This is a genomic window from Pseudonocardia zijingensis (assembly GCF_042657305.1).
Classification (GTDB): Bacteria; Actinomycetota; Actinomycetes; order Mycobacteriales; family Pseudonocardiaceae; genus Pseudonocardia; species Pseudonocardia zijingensis.
On the sequence record NZ_JBHSKO010000011.1, the window covers coordinates 227,822 to 246,569 of the forward strand.

Consider the following 18,748-nt stretch of genomic DNA (forward strand, 5'->3'; position numbering starts at 1 on the left):
GGTCCACCTCCCGATCGATGAGTCCGACTCATGGGAACGTGAGCGTTCCGTCGTTGTTCCGCCGCGCCACCCGCGCTGAGCTGGAGATCATGACGCAGACGGTGCGCACGACCGGGTGGCCGGCCGTGCTGGTGGTGGCGGCGGGGATCTTCACCGTCGTCACGGCGGAGATGATGCCGGTCGGGTTGCTCACCCCGATCGCCTCGGCGCTCGCGGTGAGCGAGGGCGCCGCCGGGCAGACGCTGACGATCACCGGGCTGGTGGCCGCGGTGTCGGCGCCGCTCGTGGTGCCCGTGCTGGGACGCGCGGACCGCCGCCGGGTGCTGGTGGCGCTCATGGGGCTGCTCGCGCTCGCGAACCTGCTCGCCGCGTGGTCCCCCGTCTTCGCCGTGCTGGTCGGCGCCCGGGTGCTGGTGGGCGTCGCGATGGGCGGGGTGTGGGCGATCGCGGCGGGGATCGCCGTGCGGCTGGTGCCCGCCGCCGCGGTGGGGCGCGCCACGGCCACGATCTTCAGCGGGATCGCGGTGGCGTCGGTGCTGGGCGTTCCCGCGGGCACGTTCCTCGGTGAGCTCGCGGGCTGGCGGGCGGCGTTCGTGGTGGTCGCGGCCCAGTCGGCGGGGGTGGCGCTCGCCATGGCCGGGGTGCTCCCCGCGCTGCCCGCCGAGCGCGCGACGGGGCTGCGGGGCGTGGCCGCACTCGTGCGCGACCCGCGCGTGGCCACCGGCCTCACCGTGGTGGTGCTGCTCGTCACGGGGCACTTCGGCGCCTACACCTACGTCCGGCCCGTCCTGGAGCACGGCGACGCGGGAGCCGCGCTGATCGGTGCCCTGCTGCTGGCGTACGGGGTGGCCGGGGTGGCGGGCAACTTCCTGGCGGGCGCGGCGGCGGTGCGCTCGGTGCACCGCACGGTGCAGGCGCTCGCGGTGCTGCTCGCCGCGGCGGTGCTGCTGCTCGCGCTGGCGCCCTCCGGGCCGGGCGCCGCGATCGCGCTGCTCGTCTGGGGAGTGGCCTACGGCGGGGTCTCGGTGTCGGCGCAGAACTGGATGGCCGCCGCCGCGCCGCAGGCCCGCGAGACCGCGTCGTCGCTCCTCGCCGGTGTCTTCAACGGCGCCATCGCGCTCGGCGCCGTGAGCGGCGGGCTCGTGGTGGACGGGCTCGGCGCACCGGCGGTGCTCGGCTGGGCCGCGGTGCTGGCGCTCGGCGCGCTCGGGGTGGCCGCCGTGGGCCGCGTGCCTACTCCGCCTGCTCGGCGGGCCGATCGGGCTCGGGGCGCAGCGTGAACCCCATCCACGACAGCACGAGCAGCAGCACGCCGCCCGCGAAGAGCGCGATGTCGGCGACGTTGCCGACGAACCAGTCGAAGTAGGCGATGAAGTCGACGACGTGCCCCTGGGCGAACGATGGCGCGCGCAGCAGGCGGTCGAGCAGGTGGGTGACCGCGCCGCCGAGCAGGAAGCCCAGGCAGACCGCCCAGGGGCGCGACCGCACCTGCCAGGCGTACCAGCCACCCGCCACCACCGCCCCCGCGGCGACGAGGGTGAAGATCCAGGTGGCACCGGTGCCGATCGAGAACGCGGCCCCCGGGTTGTAGATCAGCTTGATGCCCAGCGCGTCGCCGATCAGCGGGGTGCGCTCGCCCGCGCGCAGGGTGCTGGTGGCCCACAGCTTGGAGCTCTGGTCGAGCACGAGCACCACGGCCGCGATCCCGGCCGTGATCCACGGCGCCGAGCGCGTCCAGTGCTGCGTGCGCGCGGGCGCCTGCTGGTCCATCCCCCGATACTTCCACGGCCCTCACGACCGGGTGAGCACCCCGCGTCGGCGGCGGGCCACGGGCAGCAGGAGCGGGATCACCAGCGCGAGCGCCACGACGACCCACAGGAACACCGTGATGGGCGAGGACAGCAGGATCGCCGGGTCGCCCTCGGACAGGGTGAGGGCGCGGCGCAGCTGCTGCTCGGCGAGCGGGCCGAGGATCAGCCCCACCACGGCGGGCGCCACCGGCACCTCCGCGGCGCGCATGAGCAGCCCGAGCAGCCCCAGCCCGCACAGCACCAGCAGGTCGGCGGTGGTGCCGCCGGCCGCGAACGCCCCGAGCGTGGCGAAGACCAGCACGCCGGCGTAGACGCCGTAGGCCGGGATCGTGAGCAGCCGGGCCCAGATCCGCACCAGCGGCAGGTTCAGAACCAGCAGCATCACGTTGCCGACGTACAGGCTCGCGATGAGCGTCCAGACCAGCGGCCCGGACTCGGTGAACAGCTGCGGGCCCGGCTGCAGCCCGTAGGACTGGAACGCGGTGAGGATCACCGCGGCCGTGGCCGAGGTCGGCAGCCCGATGGTCAGCAGGGGCACGAGCACGCCGGCCGCCGCCGCGTTGTTCGCCGACTCCGGCCCGGCGACGCCCTCGATCGCCCCGCGCCCGAACTCCTCGGGGTGGCGCGTGAGCCGCTTCTCCACCGCGTAGGACAGGAACGTGGGCACCTCGGCGCCGCCCGCGGGCAGGCTCCCGATCGGGAACCCCAGCGCGGTGCCTCGCAGCCAGGCCGGCCAGGACCGGCGGAAGTCCGAGCGCGACAGCACGGCCGGGCCGCGCAGCGGCTCCACGGTGGAGTGCCCGGTGCCGGTGAGCAGGTGCCCGAACGCCTCGGCGAGCGCGAACAGGGCCACCACCACGATCACCACGTCGATGCCGTCCAGCAGCGCGTCGCTGCCGTACGTCAGCCGCGGCTGCCCGGTCTGGGCGTCGATCCCGATCAGCCCGATCGTGACGCCGACCAGCAGGCTCGCGAACCCCTTGAGCAGGTTCGGGCCGAGCAGCGCGCTCACCGTGACGAACGCGACGGCCATCAGCGCGACGTACTCAGGCGGGCCGAACCCGGTGGCGAAGTCGGCCACCACGGGTGCGAGGAACGTCAGCGCGACGGTGCCGATCGTGCCGGCCACGAAGCTGCCCAGCGCCGCCGTGGCGAGCGCGGCCGCGGCCCGGCCGGCCCGCGCCATCTTGTTGCCCTCCAGCGCCGAGATCATGGAGGCGCTCTCGCCGGGCGTGTTGAGCAGGATCGAGGTGGTGGACCCGCCGTACATGCCGCCGTAGTAGATGCCGGCGAACATGATCAGCGCGCTGGGGGGCTCCAGGCGGAACGTGATCGGGAGCAGCAGCGCCACCGTGAGCGCGGGCCCGATCCCGGGCAGCACGCCCACCGCGGTGCCGATCGTGACGCCGAGCAGGGCCCACAGCAGGTGCTCGAGGGTGAGCGCGGAGGCGAATCCCTCCAGCAGGAGCGTGAGGCCGTCCACTAGAACCCCCAGGGGCCCGCGGGCAGGGTGAGCCCGATCAGGCGGTCGAACACGAGGAACACGGCGGCGGCCAGCGCCCAGCCCCAGGCCGCCACCCGCCAGTCGCGGGGCGCCCCGAGCAGCAGTGCGGCGGCGACGAACAGCGCGGTGGAGCTCACCACGTAGCCCAGCAGCGGCAGCAGCAGCGCGAACCCGACGAGCGCCGCGACGAGGCCCAGCACCCGCAGCCCGGCGCGCGGCTGCCACGGGGTGCCCGTGCCCGCGGTGGGCAGCGTGCGGCGGGCGTGGACCAGCAGCCCGGCGCCCACCATGCCGAGCGCCACCCCTACCGGGAGCGGCACGGCGGCAGGCCCGACCACCGCCGAGGTGGCCGGCAGCCGCGCGGCGTCGACGATCACGAGGACGGCGGCGACCAGCAGCAGCCCGCCGAAGGCCGCCGTGGCGAGCACGGTGTGCCGGTCGGCCGGTGAACTCTCGGCCATCAGCTTCCCCCCAACCCGATCTGGGCGAGCACGCGCGAGACCCGGTCCTGCTCGGACCGCACGAACTCCTCGAACTCGGGCCCGGCGAGCAGCGCGTCGCCCCACCCGCGGCGGGCCAGCGCGTCGCGCCAGGCGTCGGTGCGGGCCATCCGGACGAGCACGTCCTCCAGGGCCCGTTCCTCCTCGTCGGTGATCCCGGCGGGGGCGACGACCCCGCGCCAGTTCTCGACCACGACGTCCAGCCCGGACTCCCGCAGCGACGGGGTGTCGGGCAGCGCCGGGAGGCGGTCGGCGCCGGACACCGCGATCGCCCGCACGGTGCCCGCCTCGATCTGCGGGAGGATCTCGGAGAGCCCGAAGATCCCGATCGTCGACCGCCCGGACAGCACGGTGGTGAGCGCCTCGCCGCCGCCGGAGTGGGCCACGTAGCTGACCTTCGCCGGGTCGGCGCCCACCGCCTGGGCGAGCAGCCCGGCCATGATCTGCTCGGCGCCGCCCGCGGACCCACCTGAGATCGACACCGCCGCGATGTCGGCCTGCATGGCCGCGACGAGCCCCGGCACGTCGGCGAGCGGGGAGTCGGCCCCGACCACGACCACCTGGTAGTCGGTGGTGAGGCGCACGAGCGGGGTGGTCTCGGCGAGAGAGTGCGGCGACCCGTTGGCCGTGATCGCGCCGACCATGATCAGCCCGGTGGTCATGAGTTCCGCGGGGTCGCCCTCGTGGCGCACGAACTGGCTGAGCCCGATCGTGCCGCCCGCACCCGAGACGTTGTAGACCTCGGTGCGCCCCACCACTTCGCGCAGTGCCGCCTGCATCTCGCGCGAGGTCTGGTCCCAGCCGCCGCCGGGCGAGGCCGGGGCCATGATCCGCAGCTGTTCCTCGCCGAGGACGTCGGCGACCGCGCCGCCCTGGGCGTCGGCGGGCGCGGTGAGCACGATCGCGGCCGTGGCCGCCACGGCCGCCACCAGCGCGATCACGCCGCTGCGGCCGGGCCGGGCGGGTGGGGCCTGCTCCTGCGTGGTTCCGGGTGCCTGCTCCACCGGCTCCCCCGTCGGTTGGATCGACTGCTTTGTCGACCGTTGTATACAGTGATGTGCAGTCGAGGACAAGTGGGAGGCCCGAGAGTGCAGGAAGAGATCGAGTCCTCCGTCGACGTGGTGGTCGTCGGCGGCGGCAACGCGGGGTTCAGCGCCGCCCACGCGGCGGCCGAGCGGGGCCGGCGCGTGCTGGTGCTCGAGAAGGGCGAGGCCGGGCTCGCCGGCGGCAACAGCTACTTCACCGCGGGGGCCGTGCGGATCGCGCACCACGGTCTCGAGGAGCTGTCCGACCTGCTCGACCCCGACGAGCGGCACGGCGTCAGCGTGCTCCCCCCGTACCCCGCCGAGCAGTTCTCCGCCGACATGGCGAAGGTCACCGGTGGGCGCAACGACCCCGCGCTCACCGAGGTGCTGGTGGGCGAGAGCCAGGACGCCATCCGGTGGTTGCACGGCAAGGGGCTGCGCTACCGGCTCATGTACGAGCGCCAGGCGTACCCCGACGCGCAGGGCCGCCAGGTGTTCTGGGGCGGGCTCGCCGTGGGCAGCACCGGGGGCGGCAAGGGCCTGATCGAGCAGCACACCGAGGCGGCCGAGAAGGCGGGCATCGAGATCCGCTACGGCACCCGAGTGCTCGACCTGCTGACCGACGGACCCTGCGTCACCTGGCGCGACGCCGCCGGGCGCACCGGCACCGTGCGCGCAAAGTCCGTGGTGCTCGCGGCCGGCGGCTTCGAAGCCGACGCGGAGCTGCGCAGGCGCCACCTCGGCCCGGGCTGGGAGCTGGCGAAGGTGCGCGGCACCCCGCTCAACACCGGCGACATGCTCACCGCCGCCCTCGCCGCCGGCGCGGTCCCGTACGGCGACTGGGGCAGCTGCCACAGCGTGGCGTGGGACGCCTGGCACGCCGAGAACGAGGGCAACCGCGAGCTCACCAACCAGCTCACCCGCAGCGGCTACCCCCTCGGAATCGTGGTCAACTCCCGCGGCGAGCGGTTCCTCGACGAGGGCGCCGACTTCCGCAACTACACCTACGCGCTCTACGGCGCCCGCATCCTCGCCCAGCCCGGGGGGATCGCGTTCCAGATCTTCGACGCCACCACGCGCCCGCAGCTGCGCACCGAGGAGTACGACATGCCGGGCGCGTCGGTCGTCACCGGCTCCACCCTCGCCGAGCTCGCCGCCGGGATGGGTGTCGACGCCGCGGCGCTCACCCGCACGGTGGAGGAGTTCAACGCGTCGATCGACCGCGATGTGCCGCTCGACCTGGCCGTCAAGGACGGGCGCAGCGCCCGCGTCGACCCCCCGAAGTCGAACTGGGCGATCCCGTGCGAGACGCCGCCGTTCTACGCCTTCCCGGTGACGTGCGGGATCACGTTCACCTTCGGCGGGCTGCGCGCCGACACCTCCAGCCGGGTGCTCGACGCCGAAGGCACTCCGCTGCCCGGCCTGTTCGTCTGCGGGGAGATGCTGGGCGGGCTCTTCAGCGGCAACTACCCGGGCGGCAGCGGGCTCACGTCGGGCGCGGTGTTCGGGCGCCGCGCCGGGTCGCTGGCCTGAGCACCATGGCCGGGACAGACGCGCAGACCGTCTACGGAGACCTGCGCGACCAGATCCTCTCCGGCGACCTGCCGCCGGGCACCCCGCTGCGCGAGATCGCGCTGGCGCAGCGGTTCGGGGTGTCCCGCACACCGGTGCGCGAGGCGCTGCGCCGCCTGCAGCAGGACCGCCTGCTGGCGCCCGGTGGCCGCGGCATGCAGGTGCGGGCGATCGAGCCGCACGAGGTGGTGCAGGTCTACGACATGCGGGTGCTGCTGGAGACCGAGGCGGCCGGGCAGGCGGCGCGCAGCCGCGGCGACGCCGACCTCATGCGCCTGGAGGGGCTCCTCGCCCGCGACCGCGCCCTCACCGATCCGGACGACGCCACCCGCATCCGCACCAACCTGGAGTTCCACGCCGCCATCCGCGAGGCCACCCACAACGCGGTGCTGATCGACCTGCTCGACCGCCTCACCCTGCACCTCGTGCACGCCCCGCGCTCCACCCTCTCGGTGCCGGGCCGGTGGGCCGCCGCGCTCGACGAGCACGCCCGGCTCGTCGCCGCCGTGCGCGACCGGGACGAGCAGGCCGCCCGGGAGATCGCGGGGACGCACATGAGCACCGCGCGGGAGATCCGGCTCACGCTGCTGCGGGAGGCGGCGGCCAGGCCCACCCCGTGAGTGGATACGAGTGCTGGAGCACTCGTATCCACTCACGGCCCGTCTTTACGTTGACAAGACGGCGCGAGGCAGGCATCTTGTCAGTGGCAACTTTCCACTGACAAGACCTGGAGGCCGTCGTGGAACCTTTGATCACCCTCGTCGCCGTCACGGCCGTGCTGCTCGGCGCGGGCGCCCTCGGTGTGCGCGGCCTGCGGCCGTGGCCGGTGGCGCTCCGCGGCGGCCTGGCGGCGATGTTCACCCTCACCGGGGTCGTGCACTTCGTGGGGATGCGTCAGGAGCTCATCGCGATGGTGCCGCCGTGGCTACCCGCGCCGGACCTGCTCGTCACGATCACCGGCGTGCTCGAGCTCGCGGCCGCGGCCGGGCTCCTGATCACCCGCACGGCACCGTGGGCCGCGGGCGGGCTCGCCGCGCTGCTCGTCGTGATGTTCCCCGCGAACGTCCACGCCGCACTGGAGGGCACCGGCACCCCGCTGCTCCCCCGCACCCTCATGCAGCTGCTGTTCCTCGCGGCAACACTCGCCGTGGTGGCGGGGATGCGGGCGGGGCGGGGGACCCGGCGGTCAGCACCGGCCGGGGATCGTTCGGATCAGGATGCTCGGCCGGTGCGGTCGTACTGAGGAGCTTGGCCTCGAGTCGCTGCAGCAACAGCGTCGCCAGGATGAGGGCGACCGGCACGGCGAGCGAGATCCACACGGGACCGCCTACCCCGGTTGGTGGTCCCCGTACACCGAAGCCCCGATAGGCCGCCCGAACGGGCTACACCGGCGGCCCACCGCTCACCACAGGTAGCCGGAGGATCCGGCGCCGCGGTCACGCACTGCGTCACCGCCGTGACCGCGCGCCGGATACGGTCTCGGGATGAGCGACAGCGACCCTGCCGACGAGCGCGCCGACGACACCGCCGACGTCATGACGCTGAACGCCACCCGCGTCGGCTCGGCAGCCGTGGTGACGGTCACCGGTGAGCTGGACCTGCTGACCGCGCGCGAGCTGATGAAGACCGTGGACGAGACCCTGCACTGGCCCGACCTCACCGGCGTCGTCGTCGACCTCACCGCCGTGAGCTTCCTCGGCTCGTCGGGGCTGGGCACGCTCGCCGAGCTCGCCACGCGCACCACCGCGCCGTCCGGGGGCGAGGGCTACCGGCCCCGGCCGTCGGCACCGGTCCCCCCGCTGCGCCTCGTGGCACCACCCGATAACAGCGCGGTGGTGCGGCCGTGGGAGACGATGAACCTGCAGCAGATCCTGCCCCTGTACCCCGACCTCGACAGCGCTCTGCAGAGTTTCTGATCACGCGCGGGATATCGTCACCGCGGTACCCCCGTTCGAGGACAGGAGCTCCGTGGCCCGAGCCGATCTTCCCCTTGACGAACTCGTCGCCTACCGCCCCGACGTCACCCGGCCGGACGATTTCGACGCCTTCTGGGCCCGCACGCTGAACGAGGCGCGCGGCCACGACCTGGCCGTCCGGGTCGAGGAGGTCGACACGCCCTACCGCACCGTGACGGTCCGCGACGTCTCCTTCGCCGGGTTCGGCGGCGACCGCATCGGCGCGTGGTTCACGGTGCCGCGCGGCGAGGACGGCCCCCTGCCCGCCGTCGTGGAGTTCATCGGCTACAACGGCGGCCGCGACCTGCCCGGCGAGTCGCTGCGCTGGGCGAGCGCCGGCTACGCCCACCTGCTCGTCGACACCCGCGGCCAGGGCGCCCGCTGGGGCGGCGGTGGCCGCACGGCCGACCCGCACGGATCCGGCCCCGCCACCCCCGGCTTCATGACCCGCGGGATCGAGCACCCCGACACCTACTTCTACCGCCGCGTCTTCACCGACGCCGTCCGCGCGGTCGAGGCCGTGCGCACCCTCCCCGGCGTCGACCCCGGCCGCGTGGCCGCCCAGGGCGGCAGCCAGGGCGGCGGCATCACCCTCGCCGTCGCCGGGCTGGTGCCCGACCTCGTCGCCGCCATGCCCGACGTCCCGTTCCTGTGCCACTTCGCCCGCGCGCTCGACGTCTGCGACAAGGACCCGTACGCCGAGATCACCCGCTACCTCGCCGTCCACCGCCCGCGCGTGGACGACGTGCTGGGCACCCTGTCGTACTTCGACGGCGTCAACTTCGCCCGCCGCGCGAGCGCACCCGCCCTGTTCTCGGTGGCGCTGATGGACCTGATCTGCCCGCCCTCCACCGTCTACGCCGCCTACAACCACTACGCAGGCGCCACGAAGGACATCGAGGTCTACCGCTACAACGACCACGAGGGCGGCGAGTCCTACCAGCGGCAGGCCCAGATCCGCTGGCTGGACAAGCTCCTCGGCCGCTAGCCCGCGCTGACGCGACCGGCGGACCGCTCACACACCACCAGTGGCACCGACACACCGACTACAACCGATGTGCCAGCACGACAACCGATGTGCGAGCCACCGAGGCGCCGCCGACACGGCGCTCACACACCACCACTGGGGCTCACACACCGACTGCAACCGATGTGTCGGCACCGATAGTCGTGTGCGAGCCGCCGAGCCTCGACGCCCAGGGCCGCAGCACCACGTGGCCCTCACCGGTCGCGCCGCCGACCGAGGTGCCAGCCACCCCGAAGCGCCGCACACCACCAATCGTGCCGACACACCGACTGCAACCGATGTGCCAGCACGACGACCGATGTGCGAGCCACCGAGGCGCCGCGCGGAGGCGCCGACACACCACCACTGGCGCCCACACATCGACTGCAACCGATGTGTCGGCACCGATGGTCGTGTGCGAGCCGTCGAGGCGACGCCGCCACGGCGCTCACACACCACCACCCGCGCTCACACACCGACGCAACCGATGTGCCAGCACGACAACCGACGCGCGAGCCACCGAGGCAACGCCGCCACGGCGCCGACACACCACCACTAGCGCCTCAGGCCGGCGCGACCTCGGCCGCCCGGCGGGCGCGGGCGTGCCGGGCCAGCACGCCTGCCACCGCGACCGCGGCGAACAGGGGCACCAGCCCGCACACGGCCATGCCGACGCGGGCGCCGAAGGCGTCGGTGATCCACCCGATCACCGGGCCGCCGAGCGGGGTGCCACCGACGAACGCGAGCATGTAGAGGCTCATCACGCGGCCGCGGACGTCGCCGCCGACCCAGGACTGCACCGACGAGTTGGCCATGGCCTGGAACGCCAGGTTCACCATGCCCATGACCACCAGGGCCGCGAGGAAGACGCCCAGCCCGGGGGCGAGCGCGGCGGCGAACTGGGCGGCGCCGAACCCGGCGCCCGCGAGGACGATGGTACGCAGCCGCGGGTGTGTGCGACCGCCCGCGATCAGGGCGCCCGCCACCGAGCCGACGGCGATGACGACGTTGAAGAGCCCGTAGAGCTGGGCCCCGTCGACGGACGAGCCGGCGAAGGTCTCGTTGGCCATCGCCGTGAGCACCACCGGGAACTTGAGCCCGAAGGTGCCGAAGACGCCGACGAGCACGATCGTCCACGCGACGTGCGGGCGGTCGGCGACGTAGCGCAGCGCGTCGCGCAGCTGCCCGGGCGCCCGCTCCACCGGGGGTGTGCGCAACAGGTCGGCGCTGCGGATGAGCGTGAGGGCGATGATCGGGGCGGCGTAGGACGCCGCGTTGGCGGCGAACGCCCACCCCGAGCCCACGGTGGCGATCATGACGCCGGCCACGGCGGGCCCGATGAGGCGGCTGGTCTGGAACACCGCGGCGTTCAGCGCGATGGCGTTGCGCACGTAGCGCTGCGGCACGACCTCGTTGACGAAGATCTGGCGGGTGGGGTTGTCGACCACGAACACGAGCCCGGCGGCGAGCGCGAACGCGTAGACGTGCTCGACGCGGATCTGCCCGCTGATCGTCAGCACGGCGAGCGCGGCGCTCAGGAGACCGTTGGCGGTCTGGGTGATCATCAGGATGGCGCGCTTGGGGTAGCGGTCGGCGATCATGCCGCCGTACATGCCGAGCAACAGCATCGGCAGGAACTGGCAGGCCATCGTGATTCCCACCGCGGCGGGGCTGCCACTGAGCTCGAGGACGAGCCATTCCAGGGCGATGTTCTGCATCCACGTGCCGGTGCTGGCGACCGCGTGAGCGCTGACGTAGATCCGGAAGTTGGGAACGCGCAAGGCGGCGAATGTGCTGCCGCGGCGCTGCGTGGAATCGGAGGTGGATGTGGTCCCGCTCACGGGTATGTCGGCCGCAGCCGTTGTCACGGATAACCCTTCGTAGTGCCCGCAGAAATCCGTATCTCAGTGTCCCGCGCCAGGGGCGTATTGTGAACGCCGATCAGCCGACTAACTGTTATTGCGGAGCAGAATGGCACAGACGATCTACGACCCCGCCCAGCTCCAGACGTTCCTCGCCGTGGCCCAGACCCGCAGCTTCACCCAGGCAGCGGCGCGGCTCGGCATCCGCCAGCCCACGGTCAGCCAGCACGTCCGCAAGCTCGAGGAGGCCACGGGACGTGTGCTCGTGCACCGCGACACCCACACCGTGGCCCTGACCCCCGACGGCGAGGCCATGATCGGTTTCGCCCGGTCGATCCTCGCCGCCCACGAGCGGGCCGCGAACTACTTCAACGAGGAACGCCCGCACGGACGGCTGCGGATCGGGATGTCCGACGACCTCGCGCTCACCCGGCTGCCGCACATCTTGCGCGACTTCCGCCGCGAGAACCCGCTCGTCGACCTCGACCTGTCGATCGACCAGAGCGGTTCCCTGCACCGCAGGCTCGAGAACGACCGGCTCGACCTGTTCGTCGGCAAGCGCCCGCGCGGCGAACCGCGGGGACAGCTGGTGAAGCGCGACCGGCTCGTCTGGGTGGGCACGGCCTCCACGCGGCTCGACACGAGCAAGCCGCTGCCGCTCGTCGTCTACCCCAACCCCAGCCTGTCGCGCTCGGCGATGGAGAACGCGCTGCAGCGGGCCACCATCACCTACCGGCCCGCCTGCATCTGCCGGGGCGTCAACGGTCTGATCGGGGCGGTCGCGGCCGGGATCGGGATCTCGGCCCTCGCGAGCAGCCTCGTGCCGGTGCAGCTCACCCCGCTCGGGCCGCAGCACCGCCTGCCCGAGCTCGGCTACCTCGACCTCGTGCTGCTCACCAACCCCCGCACCGAGGACCGTCCGGCCACGAAGGCGCTCGCCGCGGCCGTGCTCGCCAGCGGCCCCACGAGCCTCACCACCCCCTCCGGACCGGCATGATCGGCCCCGTGCTGGACCACCCCGCCCTCGACCACCTCGTCCTCGCCACCCCCGACCTCGACGCCACCGTGGCCGACCTGGCCGGCCGCGGCCTCGTCACCAGCCCGGGCGGCGCCCACGACGGGCTCGGTACCCGCAACGCGCTGGCCGATCTCGGCGACGGCGCCTACCTCGAGGTGATCGGCCCCGACCCGCAGCAGCCGGAGCCCACGCAGCCGCGGCCGTTCGGCATCGACGGCCTGCGCGCGCCCCGGTTGGTGGCGTGGGCGGTGCGGGTGGCCGACATCGACGCCGCCGTGGCCGCCGCCCGCTCCCACGGCGTCGATCCGGGTGCGGCCCGCGACATGGCGCGCCTGCGCGGTGACGGCGTGCGGCTGGAGTGGCGGCTCACCCCTCCCCCGGGCACGGTGCCCGAGGTGGTGCCATTCCTGATCGCGTGGGGCGCCACCGAGCACCCCAGTCGCAGCGCCGCCCGCGGGGCCCGGCTGGAGGAATTCACGGCCGCGCACCCCGATCCGGCGGGCACGCGGCGCCGCCTCGCCGCCGTCGGCGCACCGGACGTCACGGTCGCGCCGGGGCCCGCCCCCGCGCTGCGCGCGCTGGTCGCGACGCCGACCGGGACCGTCGAGCTCGCCTGATCAGCACCTCCGCCACGGCGAGGTCGATCACCCAGCCGAGCACCTGGCCCACCGGGATCAGCGATGTGGCCGCCGCCTGAGCGCCTGCCGGCGCGACGACGCCGGTGGCCAGGCCGGTGAGCAGCATCAGCGGCACGAGGATCCGTGCGGTGACGGCGAGGAAGGTCAGCGCGTAGTTGCGGGTCATCCACTCGCGATGGGCCGTGACGTCCCCGCGGCGGATCGCGCGGACGGCGAGCGATCCCGTCATGAGCCACCCGGCCGCCGGGATCACGAGCCCGACCTGGGTGATGATCCGGCCCGACAGGAGTGCGACCGGCACCGCGGTGAGCGCGGCGGGCAGCACGCCCGCGAGCAGGTAGGTGCGCCCGATCCGGCGGTGCCACCGCCGCCGCGCCCGGATCGCGGGCACGAACTGCAGCGGGCCGAGCACCAGCGCCACGCCTGCGGTGAAGACGTGCGCCACCAGCAGGCCGTAGTGCCACCCGCCGTCGACGTCCAGCCGGCTGGAGCGGATGTCCAGCAGCACGTAGGGCGCCACCATGATCGCGCCCGCCACCACGGCGACCAGCAGCATCAACCAGATCCGGCGCGGTCGCAGCACCTCGGTGTCCATGCCTGCGATCGTCGGCCGCGCCAGCCCCGTTGTCGTCCGCTCGGGGTGGGCGGTGCGCCTACTCCCCCGGGCGTAGGTGACCTGCGCCATGGTCATCTTGAGCTGAACCCGGGTGGAGGTTCGACGATCGGATCATGACGTACTCGCTGCCCGACCTGCCCTACGACTACGGCGCCCTCGCCCCGCACATCGCGGGCGAGATCATGGAGCTGCACCACTCCAAGCACCACCAGACCTACGTCAACGCGGCCAACGACGTGCTCGACAAGCTCGCCGCCGCCCGCGAGAAGAACGACTTCGCCGCCATCGTCGGCCTCGAGAAGACCCTCGCGTTCAACCTCGGCGGCCACGTCAACCACTCGATCTTCTGGAACAACCTCTCCCCCGACGGCGGCGACAAGCCCACCGGCGAACTCGCCGCCGCCCTCGACGAGCACTTCGGCTCCTTCGACGCCTTCCGCGCCCACTTCACCGCCGCCGCCACCACCATCCAGGGCTCCGGCTGGGCCGTCCTCGGCTGGGACACCCTCGGCCAGCGGCTGCTGATCCACCAGCTCTACGACCAGCAGGCCAACCTCCCCGCCGGCCAGATCCCCCTGGTCATGCTCGACATGTGGGAGCACGCCTTCTACCTGCAGTACCGCAACGTCAAGCCCGACTACGTCAAGGCCTGGTGGAACGTCGTCAACTGGGCCGACGCCGCCGAGCGCTTCGCGAAGGCCCGCACCGCCTGACCAGCTCCGCACCAACGGCACCTTCGTCCGATAGAGCGGTACGGGGGTGCCGTTGGTACGTCAGGAACTCCGTGCCGCGCGCGAACTCGGCTCAGAACTGGCGCTCATCGCCGTCGACGTCCAGGTTGACGCCGTAGACGAAGCTGCTCTCCGGCGAGGCGAGGAAAGCCACCGCTGCGGCCACCTCCTCCGGACGGCCGAGGCGTTCGATCGGAACCGCCGCGGCGAGCTCGGCCTTGACCGAAGTCCGCCCAGCCGTCGGCGGCACGGATGGACGAGTTGAGCACGACATTTCCGTACCGAGCGTTCCGTATATACCCTCTGGTCGTGAGCAGGACGACTGCACTCGACGGACTTCGACAACGGGTGGGCGCCCGTGAGCGCACGATCGGTGTCGGCATCGTCGGGCTGAGCGCGACGGGCGGATGGGGGGCCGGCGCACACGTCCCGGCCCTCAGCGCGGCCGGTGGTTTCGAGCTGCGCGGTCTGGTCGGAGGCTCGACGACATCTGCTCGCGCCGCGAGCGAGGTGCACGGTGTCCCGGCGTATCGGTCCGTGGAACGGCTCGCGCAGGCCGAGGACATCGATCTCGTGGTGGTGACCGTGAAGACACCTCGTCATCGCGAACTGGTGCTGCCCGCTCTGGCCGCCGGGCGACCGGTCTTCTGCGAGTGGCCGCTGGCCGTGGATCTCGGTGAAGCGGAGGAGATCGCGTCAGCAGCCCGCGCGGTGCCGACGTTCGTCGGGCTGCAAGGCCGGTCCTCGCCGACGTTCCGATGGCTGGCCGGGCTCGTGTCCGACGGCTACGTCGGCGAGGTGCTGTCGGCCACCGTCTCCTCGACGGTCACCGAGTGGGGTGGGCCCGTCGCGCAACGGATGCTCTACACACTGGACCGGACGCTCGGGGCGACGATGCTGGGCATTGCGTTCGGCCACGCGATCGACGCCGCGTCGATGGTCGTCGGCGACCTGCAGGACGTGGTCGCGACGACGGCGGTACGCCATCCACACGTTCGGCTCGGCGGTGGCGACCGGCTCGTCCCGATGACCGCGGACGACCAGATCGCGGTCTCGGGGAGACTGCCGAACGGGGCGATCCTCTCCGCACACCAGCGCGGAGGGACAGCTGCGGGCTCGAGCTTCTCGATGGTCATCGACGGCACCGCCGGCACCCTCGAGGTCACCGCCCCCGACCATCCGCACGTGGTCCCGGTGCTCGTGCGCGGTGCACGCCGCGGCGAGCCACTCACCACACTGACCCGACCGGACGACCCGTACCGCCACCTCGCCCAGACACCCATCCACTCGCTGGTACACGCCTACGCGGGGATCGGCCACACACTCCGCGGGGGCCCGCGGACGGTGCCCGACTTCGCCCACGCGGTGCGGCGTCACCGGCTGCTGGACGCGATCACCCGCTCGGCCGAGACCGGTCGGCGGATCGATCTGTGACGCCGTCGCCGGTCCAGTCGTCGATCATCCGGCCCGTCGCGCGCGAGGTCCGCACACCGGAGCGGCGCGAACGGCCGGGACGGAGGACCATCGGAGGTGGAGCACACCCCTGGAGGTGGACGTGCCGCAGGACCGACCCGGACCGAACCCCGGCCCCAACCCCGGGCCCTTCGACGACCTCTTCGAGCGGCTCATCGGCAACCTCGAGAGCACGCTCGGCGACACGCTGGGCGGCGCGGGGGGACGGCGCACGCCCACGGGCGGCCGCACGCCGAAGCTCGACCGGTTCGGGCGCGACCTCACCGCGGAGGCCGCCCGGGGCGAGCTGGACCCGGTGATCGGGCGCGACGCCGAGATCGACCAGGTGCTCGAGGTGCTGGCCCGGCGCACGAAGAACAACCCGGTACTGGTGGGCGACCCGGGGGTCGGGAAGACCGCCATCGCGGAGGGCATCGCGCAGCGGGTGGCCGACGGGTCGGTGCCCGCGTCGTTGCAGGGTGTGCGGGTGGTGGCGCTCGACCTGGGCGGGATGGTGGCAGGCACCCGCTACCGCGGCGACTTCGAGCAGCGGCTCACCGGCGTGATCGACGAGGTGGTGGCCGCCGAGCGGTCGGTGGTGCTGTTCCTGGACGAGTTGCACGCCGTGATCGGGGCCGGGTCGGCCGAGGGCGCCCCGATGGACGCCGCCACGCTGCTCAAGCCGGCGCTCGCCCGCGGCGACCTGCAGCTGATCGGCGCCACCACGCTCAAGGAGTACCGCCGCCACATCGAGAAGGACGCCGCGCTTGAGCGCCGCTTCGAGCCGGTGCCGATCGCGGAGCCCTCGGTGGAGGCCACGGTGGCGATCCTGCGCGGCCTGCGGTCGCGCTACGAGGAGCACCACGGCGTGCGGATCTCCGACGAGGCGCTCGTGGCCGCGGCGGAGCTCTCCGACCGGTACGTGCCCGACCGGTTCCTGCCGGACAAGGCCATCGACCTGCTCGACCGCGCGAGCTCCCGGGCCCGCATCCGCGGCGGCGCACCGGCCGACAACCCCGGCACAAGAGCCGGTGAGCAGGAGCTGGAGCAGCTGCGCCGGGCCCGTGAGGTGGCCGTCGACGCCGAGGACTTCGAACGCGCCCACGTGCTCACCCGCGAGATCGAGGCCGCGGAGGCCGCGCTGGGCCCGGACCTGCGCAAGGGCGGCGGGGACACCGTCACGATCGGGCCCGACGACGTGGCGCGGGTGGTGTCGGACAGCACCGGCATCCCGGTGGCGGAGCTGACGGGCGCCGAGCGCCGCCGCCTGCTGGACCTGGAGGCGCTGCTGCACCGGCGCGTGGTCGGGCAGGACGAGGCCGTGGAGACGGTCGCCGACGCCGTGCGGGCCGGGCGCGCGGGGCTGGCCCACCCCGACCGGCCGGTGGGCTCGTTCCTGTTCCTCGGCCCCACCGGGGTGGGCAAGACGGAGCTCGCGCGGGCCCTCGCCGAGGCCCTGTTCGGCAGCGTCGATGCGCTCCTGCGCTTCGACATGAGCGAGTACGCCGACCGCGGCAGCGCGATGCGGCTCGTGGGCGCCCCGCCCGGGCACATCGGGTACGACGACGCGGGCCAGCTCACCGAGGCGGTGCGCCGCAACCGCTACTCCGTGCTCCTGCTCGACGAGATCGAGAAGGCGAACCCCGAGGTCATCAACACGCTGCTGCAGGTGCTCGACGCCGGGCGGCTCACCGACTCCCACGGGCGCACCGTCGACTTCACCCACACCGTGGTGATCATGACGAGCAACCTGGGGGCCGACCGCCTGCTGGCGGCCACCGGGCGGCTCACCGACCAGGTGCGTGAGGGGGTGCTCGCGATGGCGCGCGTGCACTTCCGGCCGGAGTTCCTGAACCGGATCGACGACGTCGTGCTCTTCTCCGCCCTCGACCGCGCCGAGCTGCGCCGCATCACGGAACTACTGCTCACGGGCACCGCCGAGCGGCTGCGGGCGCAGGACATCGCGCTGGAGGTCACGCCCGCCGCCGTCGACCTGCTCGCCGAGCGCGGCCACCAGCCCGACCTCGGGGCCCGGCCGTTGCGGCGCACGATCGCCCGCGACGTCGATCGCGCGCTCTCCCGGCTGATCATCGCCGGCGAGCTCGGCCCGGGTGGCCGGGTCGTGGTCGACGTGCGCGACGGCGAGCTGGAGGTACGCGCGGAGAAGGGCTGACTCCGCCGGTCACACTCCGGCCGCGGCCACCTCCTCGGTGAGGCGGGCGCGCCGCTGGGCGGCCATCCGGACCGGCGCGTTGGCGGCCCCGTACCCGTCGTAGCCGCCGATCCGCTGCACGAACTCGAAGAACACCCGCCCGCCGAGCACCTCGGTGTACAGGTGCAGGAACGCGCCGGTCCCCGCCTCGTCGTAGAACAGCCCGAACTCGCGGATCGCGGCGAGCCGCGTGGGGTCCAGGTCGAACCGGGCGTCGAGGTCGTCGTGGTAGTTGGCGGGCACGGCCACCAGCGGCGCGCCCGCGTCGCGCAGCGCCCGTGCGGTGGCGACGATGTCGTCGGTGCCGAACGCGACGTGCTGGGGTGCCGGCACGCCCGGGGCCCACCCGCCGCGGCGCAGCAGCGAGGCCGTGGCCGTCAGGCGCACCGAGTGGTCGGCGTTGGTCACCGCCCGGTCGCGGATCAGCCCGTACGGCGCGGGGATCTCGGTGACCGCCTCCGGGCCGAGCCCGAGCACCTCCCGGTAGAACAGCGCCGCCTCGTCGAAGGAGTCGAACGGCTGGGTGAGCCCGACGTGGTCGACGCGCAGCGGGCCGCTGCCCGGCGCGTGGCCGGTGGGGAGGAAGTCGGCGGGCCAGCCGTCGGGCACGGTGCGGGTGAAGAAGATCTGCGTGCCGTCCGGGGCCGCGACGGCCGCGAGATCCGCCTCCGCCACCCCGCGGGTGCGGGGCAGCACGGGCGCGAGCAGCGCGGCTGCCCGTTCCGATGCTCCTATGGACGTCAAGCAGCTGGTTCAAGATCTTTTCGGGTGTGGGTGAGGGCGGCGTAGACCTCGCGGGCGAGGTAGCGCTTGAGGCAGCGGATGATCTCTTTCTTGCTCAGACCG

General features: G+C 73.4%; 19 protein-coding genes. 11 read left to right on the forward strand and 8 right to left on the reverse strand.

Annotated features, from left to right (window positions below; all coding sequences use genetic code 11):
- Positions 1 to 38 precede the first annotated feature (38 nt).
- Positions 39 to 1,280, forward strand: coding sequence for an MFS transporter (locus tag ACFPL3_RS22485; protein WP_343942592.1), 1,242 nt, complete (start codon positions 39 to 41; stop codon positions 1,278 to 1,280).
- Here ACFPL3_RS22485 and ACFPL3_RS22490 read toward each other — a convergent pair.
- From ACFPL3_RS22490 to ACFPL3_RS22505, 4 genes are read right to left on the reverse strand one after another with little or no spacing between them, the layout of a single operon-like run.
- Positions 1,234 to 1,770 carry a signal peptidase II gene (locus ACFPL3_RS22490; protein WP_343942593.1) on the reverse strand — a complete coding sequence of 179 codons (537 nt, stop codon included), beginning with the start codon at positions 1,768 to 1,770 and terminating at the stop codon, positions 1,234 to 1,236. The two genes, ACFPL3_RS22485 and ACFPL3_RS22490, sit on opposite strands and share 47 nt — an antisense overlap.
- Positions 1,771 to 1,791: 21 nt before the next feature.
- Positions 1,792 to 3,294 (reverse strand): tripartite tricarboxylate transporter permease, encoded by a 1,503-nt coding sequence (locus tag ACFPL3_RS22495; RefSeq protein ID WP_343942594.1) that lies wholly within the window; start codon positions 3,292 to 3,294, stop codon positions 1,792 to 1,794.
- Complete coding sequence (locus ACFPL3_RS22500) at positions 3,294 to 3,776, reverse strand: tripartite tricarboxylate transporter TctB family protein (protein WP_343942595.1); 483 nt, start codon at positions 3,774 to 3,776, stop codon at positions 3,294 to 3,296. Before ACFPL3_RS22500 ends, ACFPL3_RS22495 begins: the two co-directional genes overlap by 1 nt.
- On the reverse strand, positions 3,776 to 4,819 hold the full coding sequence (locus ACFPL3_RS22505; protein ID WP_343942596.1) for a Bug family tripartite tricarboxylate transporter substrate binding protein: 1,044 nt from the start codon (positions 4,817 to 4,819) through the stop codon (positions 3,776 to 3,778). Before ACFPL3_RS22505 ends, ACFPL3_RS22500 begins: the two co-directional genes overlap by 1 nt.
- 84 nt (positions 4,820 to 4,903) lie before the next feature.
- Here ACFPL3_RS22505 and tcuA point away from each other — a divergent pair, with 84 nt between their 5' ends.
- From tcuA to ACFPL3_RS22530, 5 genes are all read left to right on the forward strand, one after another.
- Positions 4,904 to 6,373, forward strand: coding sequence for an FAD-dependent tricarballylate dehydrogenase TcuA (tcuA, locus tag ACFPL3_RS22510; RefSeq protein ID WP_343942597.1), 1,470 nt, complete (start codon positions 4,904 to 4,906; stop codon positions 6,371 to 6,373).
- A gap of 5 nt (positions 6,374 to 6,378) precedes the next feature.
- A complete protein-coding gene (locus ACFPL3_RS22515; RefSeq protein ID WP_379589620.1) occupies positions 6,379 to 7,032 on the forward strand; it encodes a GntR family transcriptional regulator in 654 nt (217 codons plus the stop codon).
- A 119-nt stretch (positions 7,033 to 7,151) separates the two neighbouring features.
- On the forward strand, positions 7,152 to 7,655 hold the full coding sequence (locus ACFPL3_RS22520; protein WP_343942599.1) for a DoxX family protein: 504 nt from the start codon (positions 7,152 to 7,154) through the stop codon (positions 7,653 to 7,655).
- 241 nt (positions 7,656 to 7,896) lie between these two features.
- The gene (locus ACFPL3_RS22525) at positions 7,897 to 8,328 is read left to right on the forward strand and encodes an STAS domain-containing protein (protein ID WP_343942600.1); all 432 of its coding nucleotides are present in this window, start codon (positions 7,897 to 7,899) and stop codon (positions 8,326 to 8,328) included.
- Between the two features lie 52 nt (positions 8,329 to 8,380).
- On the forward strand, positions 8,381 to 9,355 hold the full coding sequence (locus ACFPL3_RS22530; RefSeq protein WP_343942601.1) for an acetylxylan esterase: 975 nt from the start codon (positions 8,381 to 8,383) through the stop codon (positions 9,353 to 9,355).
- Positions 9,356 to 9,936: 581 nt separating this feature from the next.
- Here the strand turns inward: ACFPL3_RS22530 and ACFPL3_RS22535 are convergent.
- Positions 9,937 to 11,241, reverse strand: coding sequence for an MFS transporter (locus tag ACFPL3_RS22535; protein WP_343942602.1), 1,305 nt, complete (start codon positions 11,239 to 11,241; stop codon positions 9,937 to 9,939).
- A 103-nt stretch (positions 11,242 to 11,344) separates the two neighbouring features.
- Here ACFPL3_RS22535 and ACFPL3_RS22540 point away from each other — a divergent pair, with 103 nt between their 5' ends.
- Together ACFPL3_RS22540 and ACFPL3_RS22545 are read left to right on the forward strand one after the other, a co-directional pair.
- A complete protein-coding gene (locus ACFPL3_RS22540) occupies positions 11,345 to 12,232 on the forward strand; it encodes a LysR family transcriptional regulator (RefSeq protein ID WP_343942603.1) in 888 nt (295 codons plus the stop codon).
- A gap of 8 nt (positions 12,233 to 12,240) precedes the next feature.
- Positions 12,241 to 12,870, forward strand: a complete 630-nt coding sequence (locus ACFPL3_RS22545) for a VOC family protein (RefSeq protein WP_343942604.1) — start codon at positions 12,241 to 12,243, stop codon at positions 12,868 to 12,870.
- On the opposite strand, the gene ACFPL3_RS22550 is transcribed toward ACFPL3_RS22545, so the two are convergent.
- Complete coding sequence (locus tag ACFPL3_RS22550) at positions 12,794 to 13,582, reverse strand: DUF2306 domain-containing protein (protein ID WP_343942605.1); 789 nt, start codon at positions 13,580 to 13,582, stop codon at positions 12,794 to 12,796. The two genes, ACFPL3_RS22545 and ACFPL3_RS22550, sit on opposite strands and share 77 nt — an antisense overlap.
- A gap of 35 nt (positions 13,583 to 13,617) precedes the next feature.
- On the opposite strand from ACFPL3_RS22550, the gene ACFPL3_RS22555 reads away from it, so the two are divergent.
- Positions 13,618 to 14,220 carry a superoxide dismutase gene (locus tag ACFPL3_RS22555; RefSeq protein ID WP_343942613.1) on the forward strand — a complete coding sequence of 201 codons (603 nt, stop codon included), beginning with the start codon at positions 13,618 to 13,620 and terminating at the stop codon, positions 14,218 to 14,220.
- 91 nt (positions 14,221 to 14,311) lie between these two features.
- On the opposite strand, the gene ACFPL3_RS22560 is transcribed toward ACFPL3_RS22555, so the two are convergent.
- Positions 14,312 to 14,488 (reverse strand): SDR family oxidoreductase, encoded by a 177-nt coding sequence (locus ACFPL3_RS22560; protein ID WP_379589621.1) that lies wholly within the window; start codon positions 14,486 to 14,488, stop codon positions 14,312 to 14,314.
- Positions 14,489 to 14,490: 2 nt separating this feature from the next.
- Here ACFPL3_RS22560 and ACFPL3_RS22565 point away from each other — a divergent pair, with 2 nt between their 5' ends.
- Positions 14,491 to 15,672, forward strand: coding sequence for a Gfo/Idh/MocA family protein (locus tag ACFPL3_RS22565; RefSeq protein WP_343942606.1), 1,182 nt, complete (start codon positions 14,491 to 14,493; stop codon positions 15,670 to 15,672).
- A gap of 121 nt (positions 15,673 to 15,793) precedes the next feature.
- On the forward strand, positions 15,794 to 17,863 hold the full coding sequence (locus tag ACFPL3_RS22570) for an ATP-dependent Clp protease ATP-binding subunit (protein WP_343942607.1): 2,070 nt from the start codon (positions 15,794 to 15,796) through the stop codon (positions 17,861 to 17,863).
- Between the two features lie 9 nt (positions 17,864 to 17,872).
- On the opposite strand, the gene ACFPL3_RS22575 is transcribed toward ACFPL3_RS22570, so the two are convergent.
- Positions 17,873 to 18,646 carry a VOC family protein gene (locus ACFPL3_RS22575; RefSeq protein WP_379589622.1) on the reverse strand — a complete coding sequence of 258 codons (774 nt, stop codon included), beginning with the start codon at positions 18,644 to 18,646 and terminating at the stop codon, positions 17,873 to 17,875.
- Positions 18,647 to 18,748 lie beyond the last annotated feature (102 nt).

Bases quoted from the DNA above. Each gene is read 5' to 3' on its own strand.
- ACFPL3_RS22565 (WP_343942606.1), top strand. From the start codon at position 14,491: ATGGACGAGTTGAGCACGACATTTCCGTACCGAGCGTTCCGTATATAC.
- ACFPL3_RS22525 (WP_343942600.1), top strand. From the start codon at position 7,897: ATGAGCGACAGCGACCCTGCCGACGAGCGCGCCGACGACACCGCCGAC.
- ACFPL3_RS22550 (WP_343942605.1), bottom strand. From the start codon at position 13,582: ATGACCATGGCGCAGGTCACCTACGCCCGGGGGAGTAGGCGCACCGCC.
- ACFPL3_RS22515 (WP_379589620.1), top strand. From the start codon at position 6,379: ATGGCCGGGACAGACGCGCAGACCGTCTACGGAGACCTGCGCGACCAG.
- ACFPL3_RS22490 (WP_343942593.1), bottom strand. From the start codon at position 1,770: ATGGACCAGCAGGCGCCCGCGCGCACGCAGCACTGGACGCGCTCGGCG.
- ACFPL3_RS22540 (WP_343942603.1), top strand. From the start codon at position 11,345: ATGGCACAGACGATCTACGACCCCGCCCAGCTCCAGACGTTCCTCGCC.
- ACFPL3_RS22500 (WP_343942595.1), bottom strand. From the start codon at position 3,776: ATGGCCGAGAGTTCACCGGCCGACCGGCACACCGTGCTCGCCACGGCG.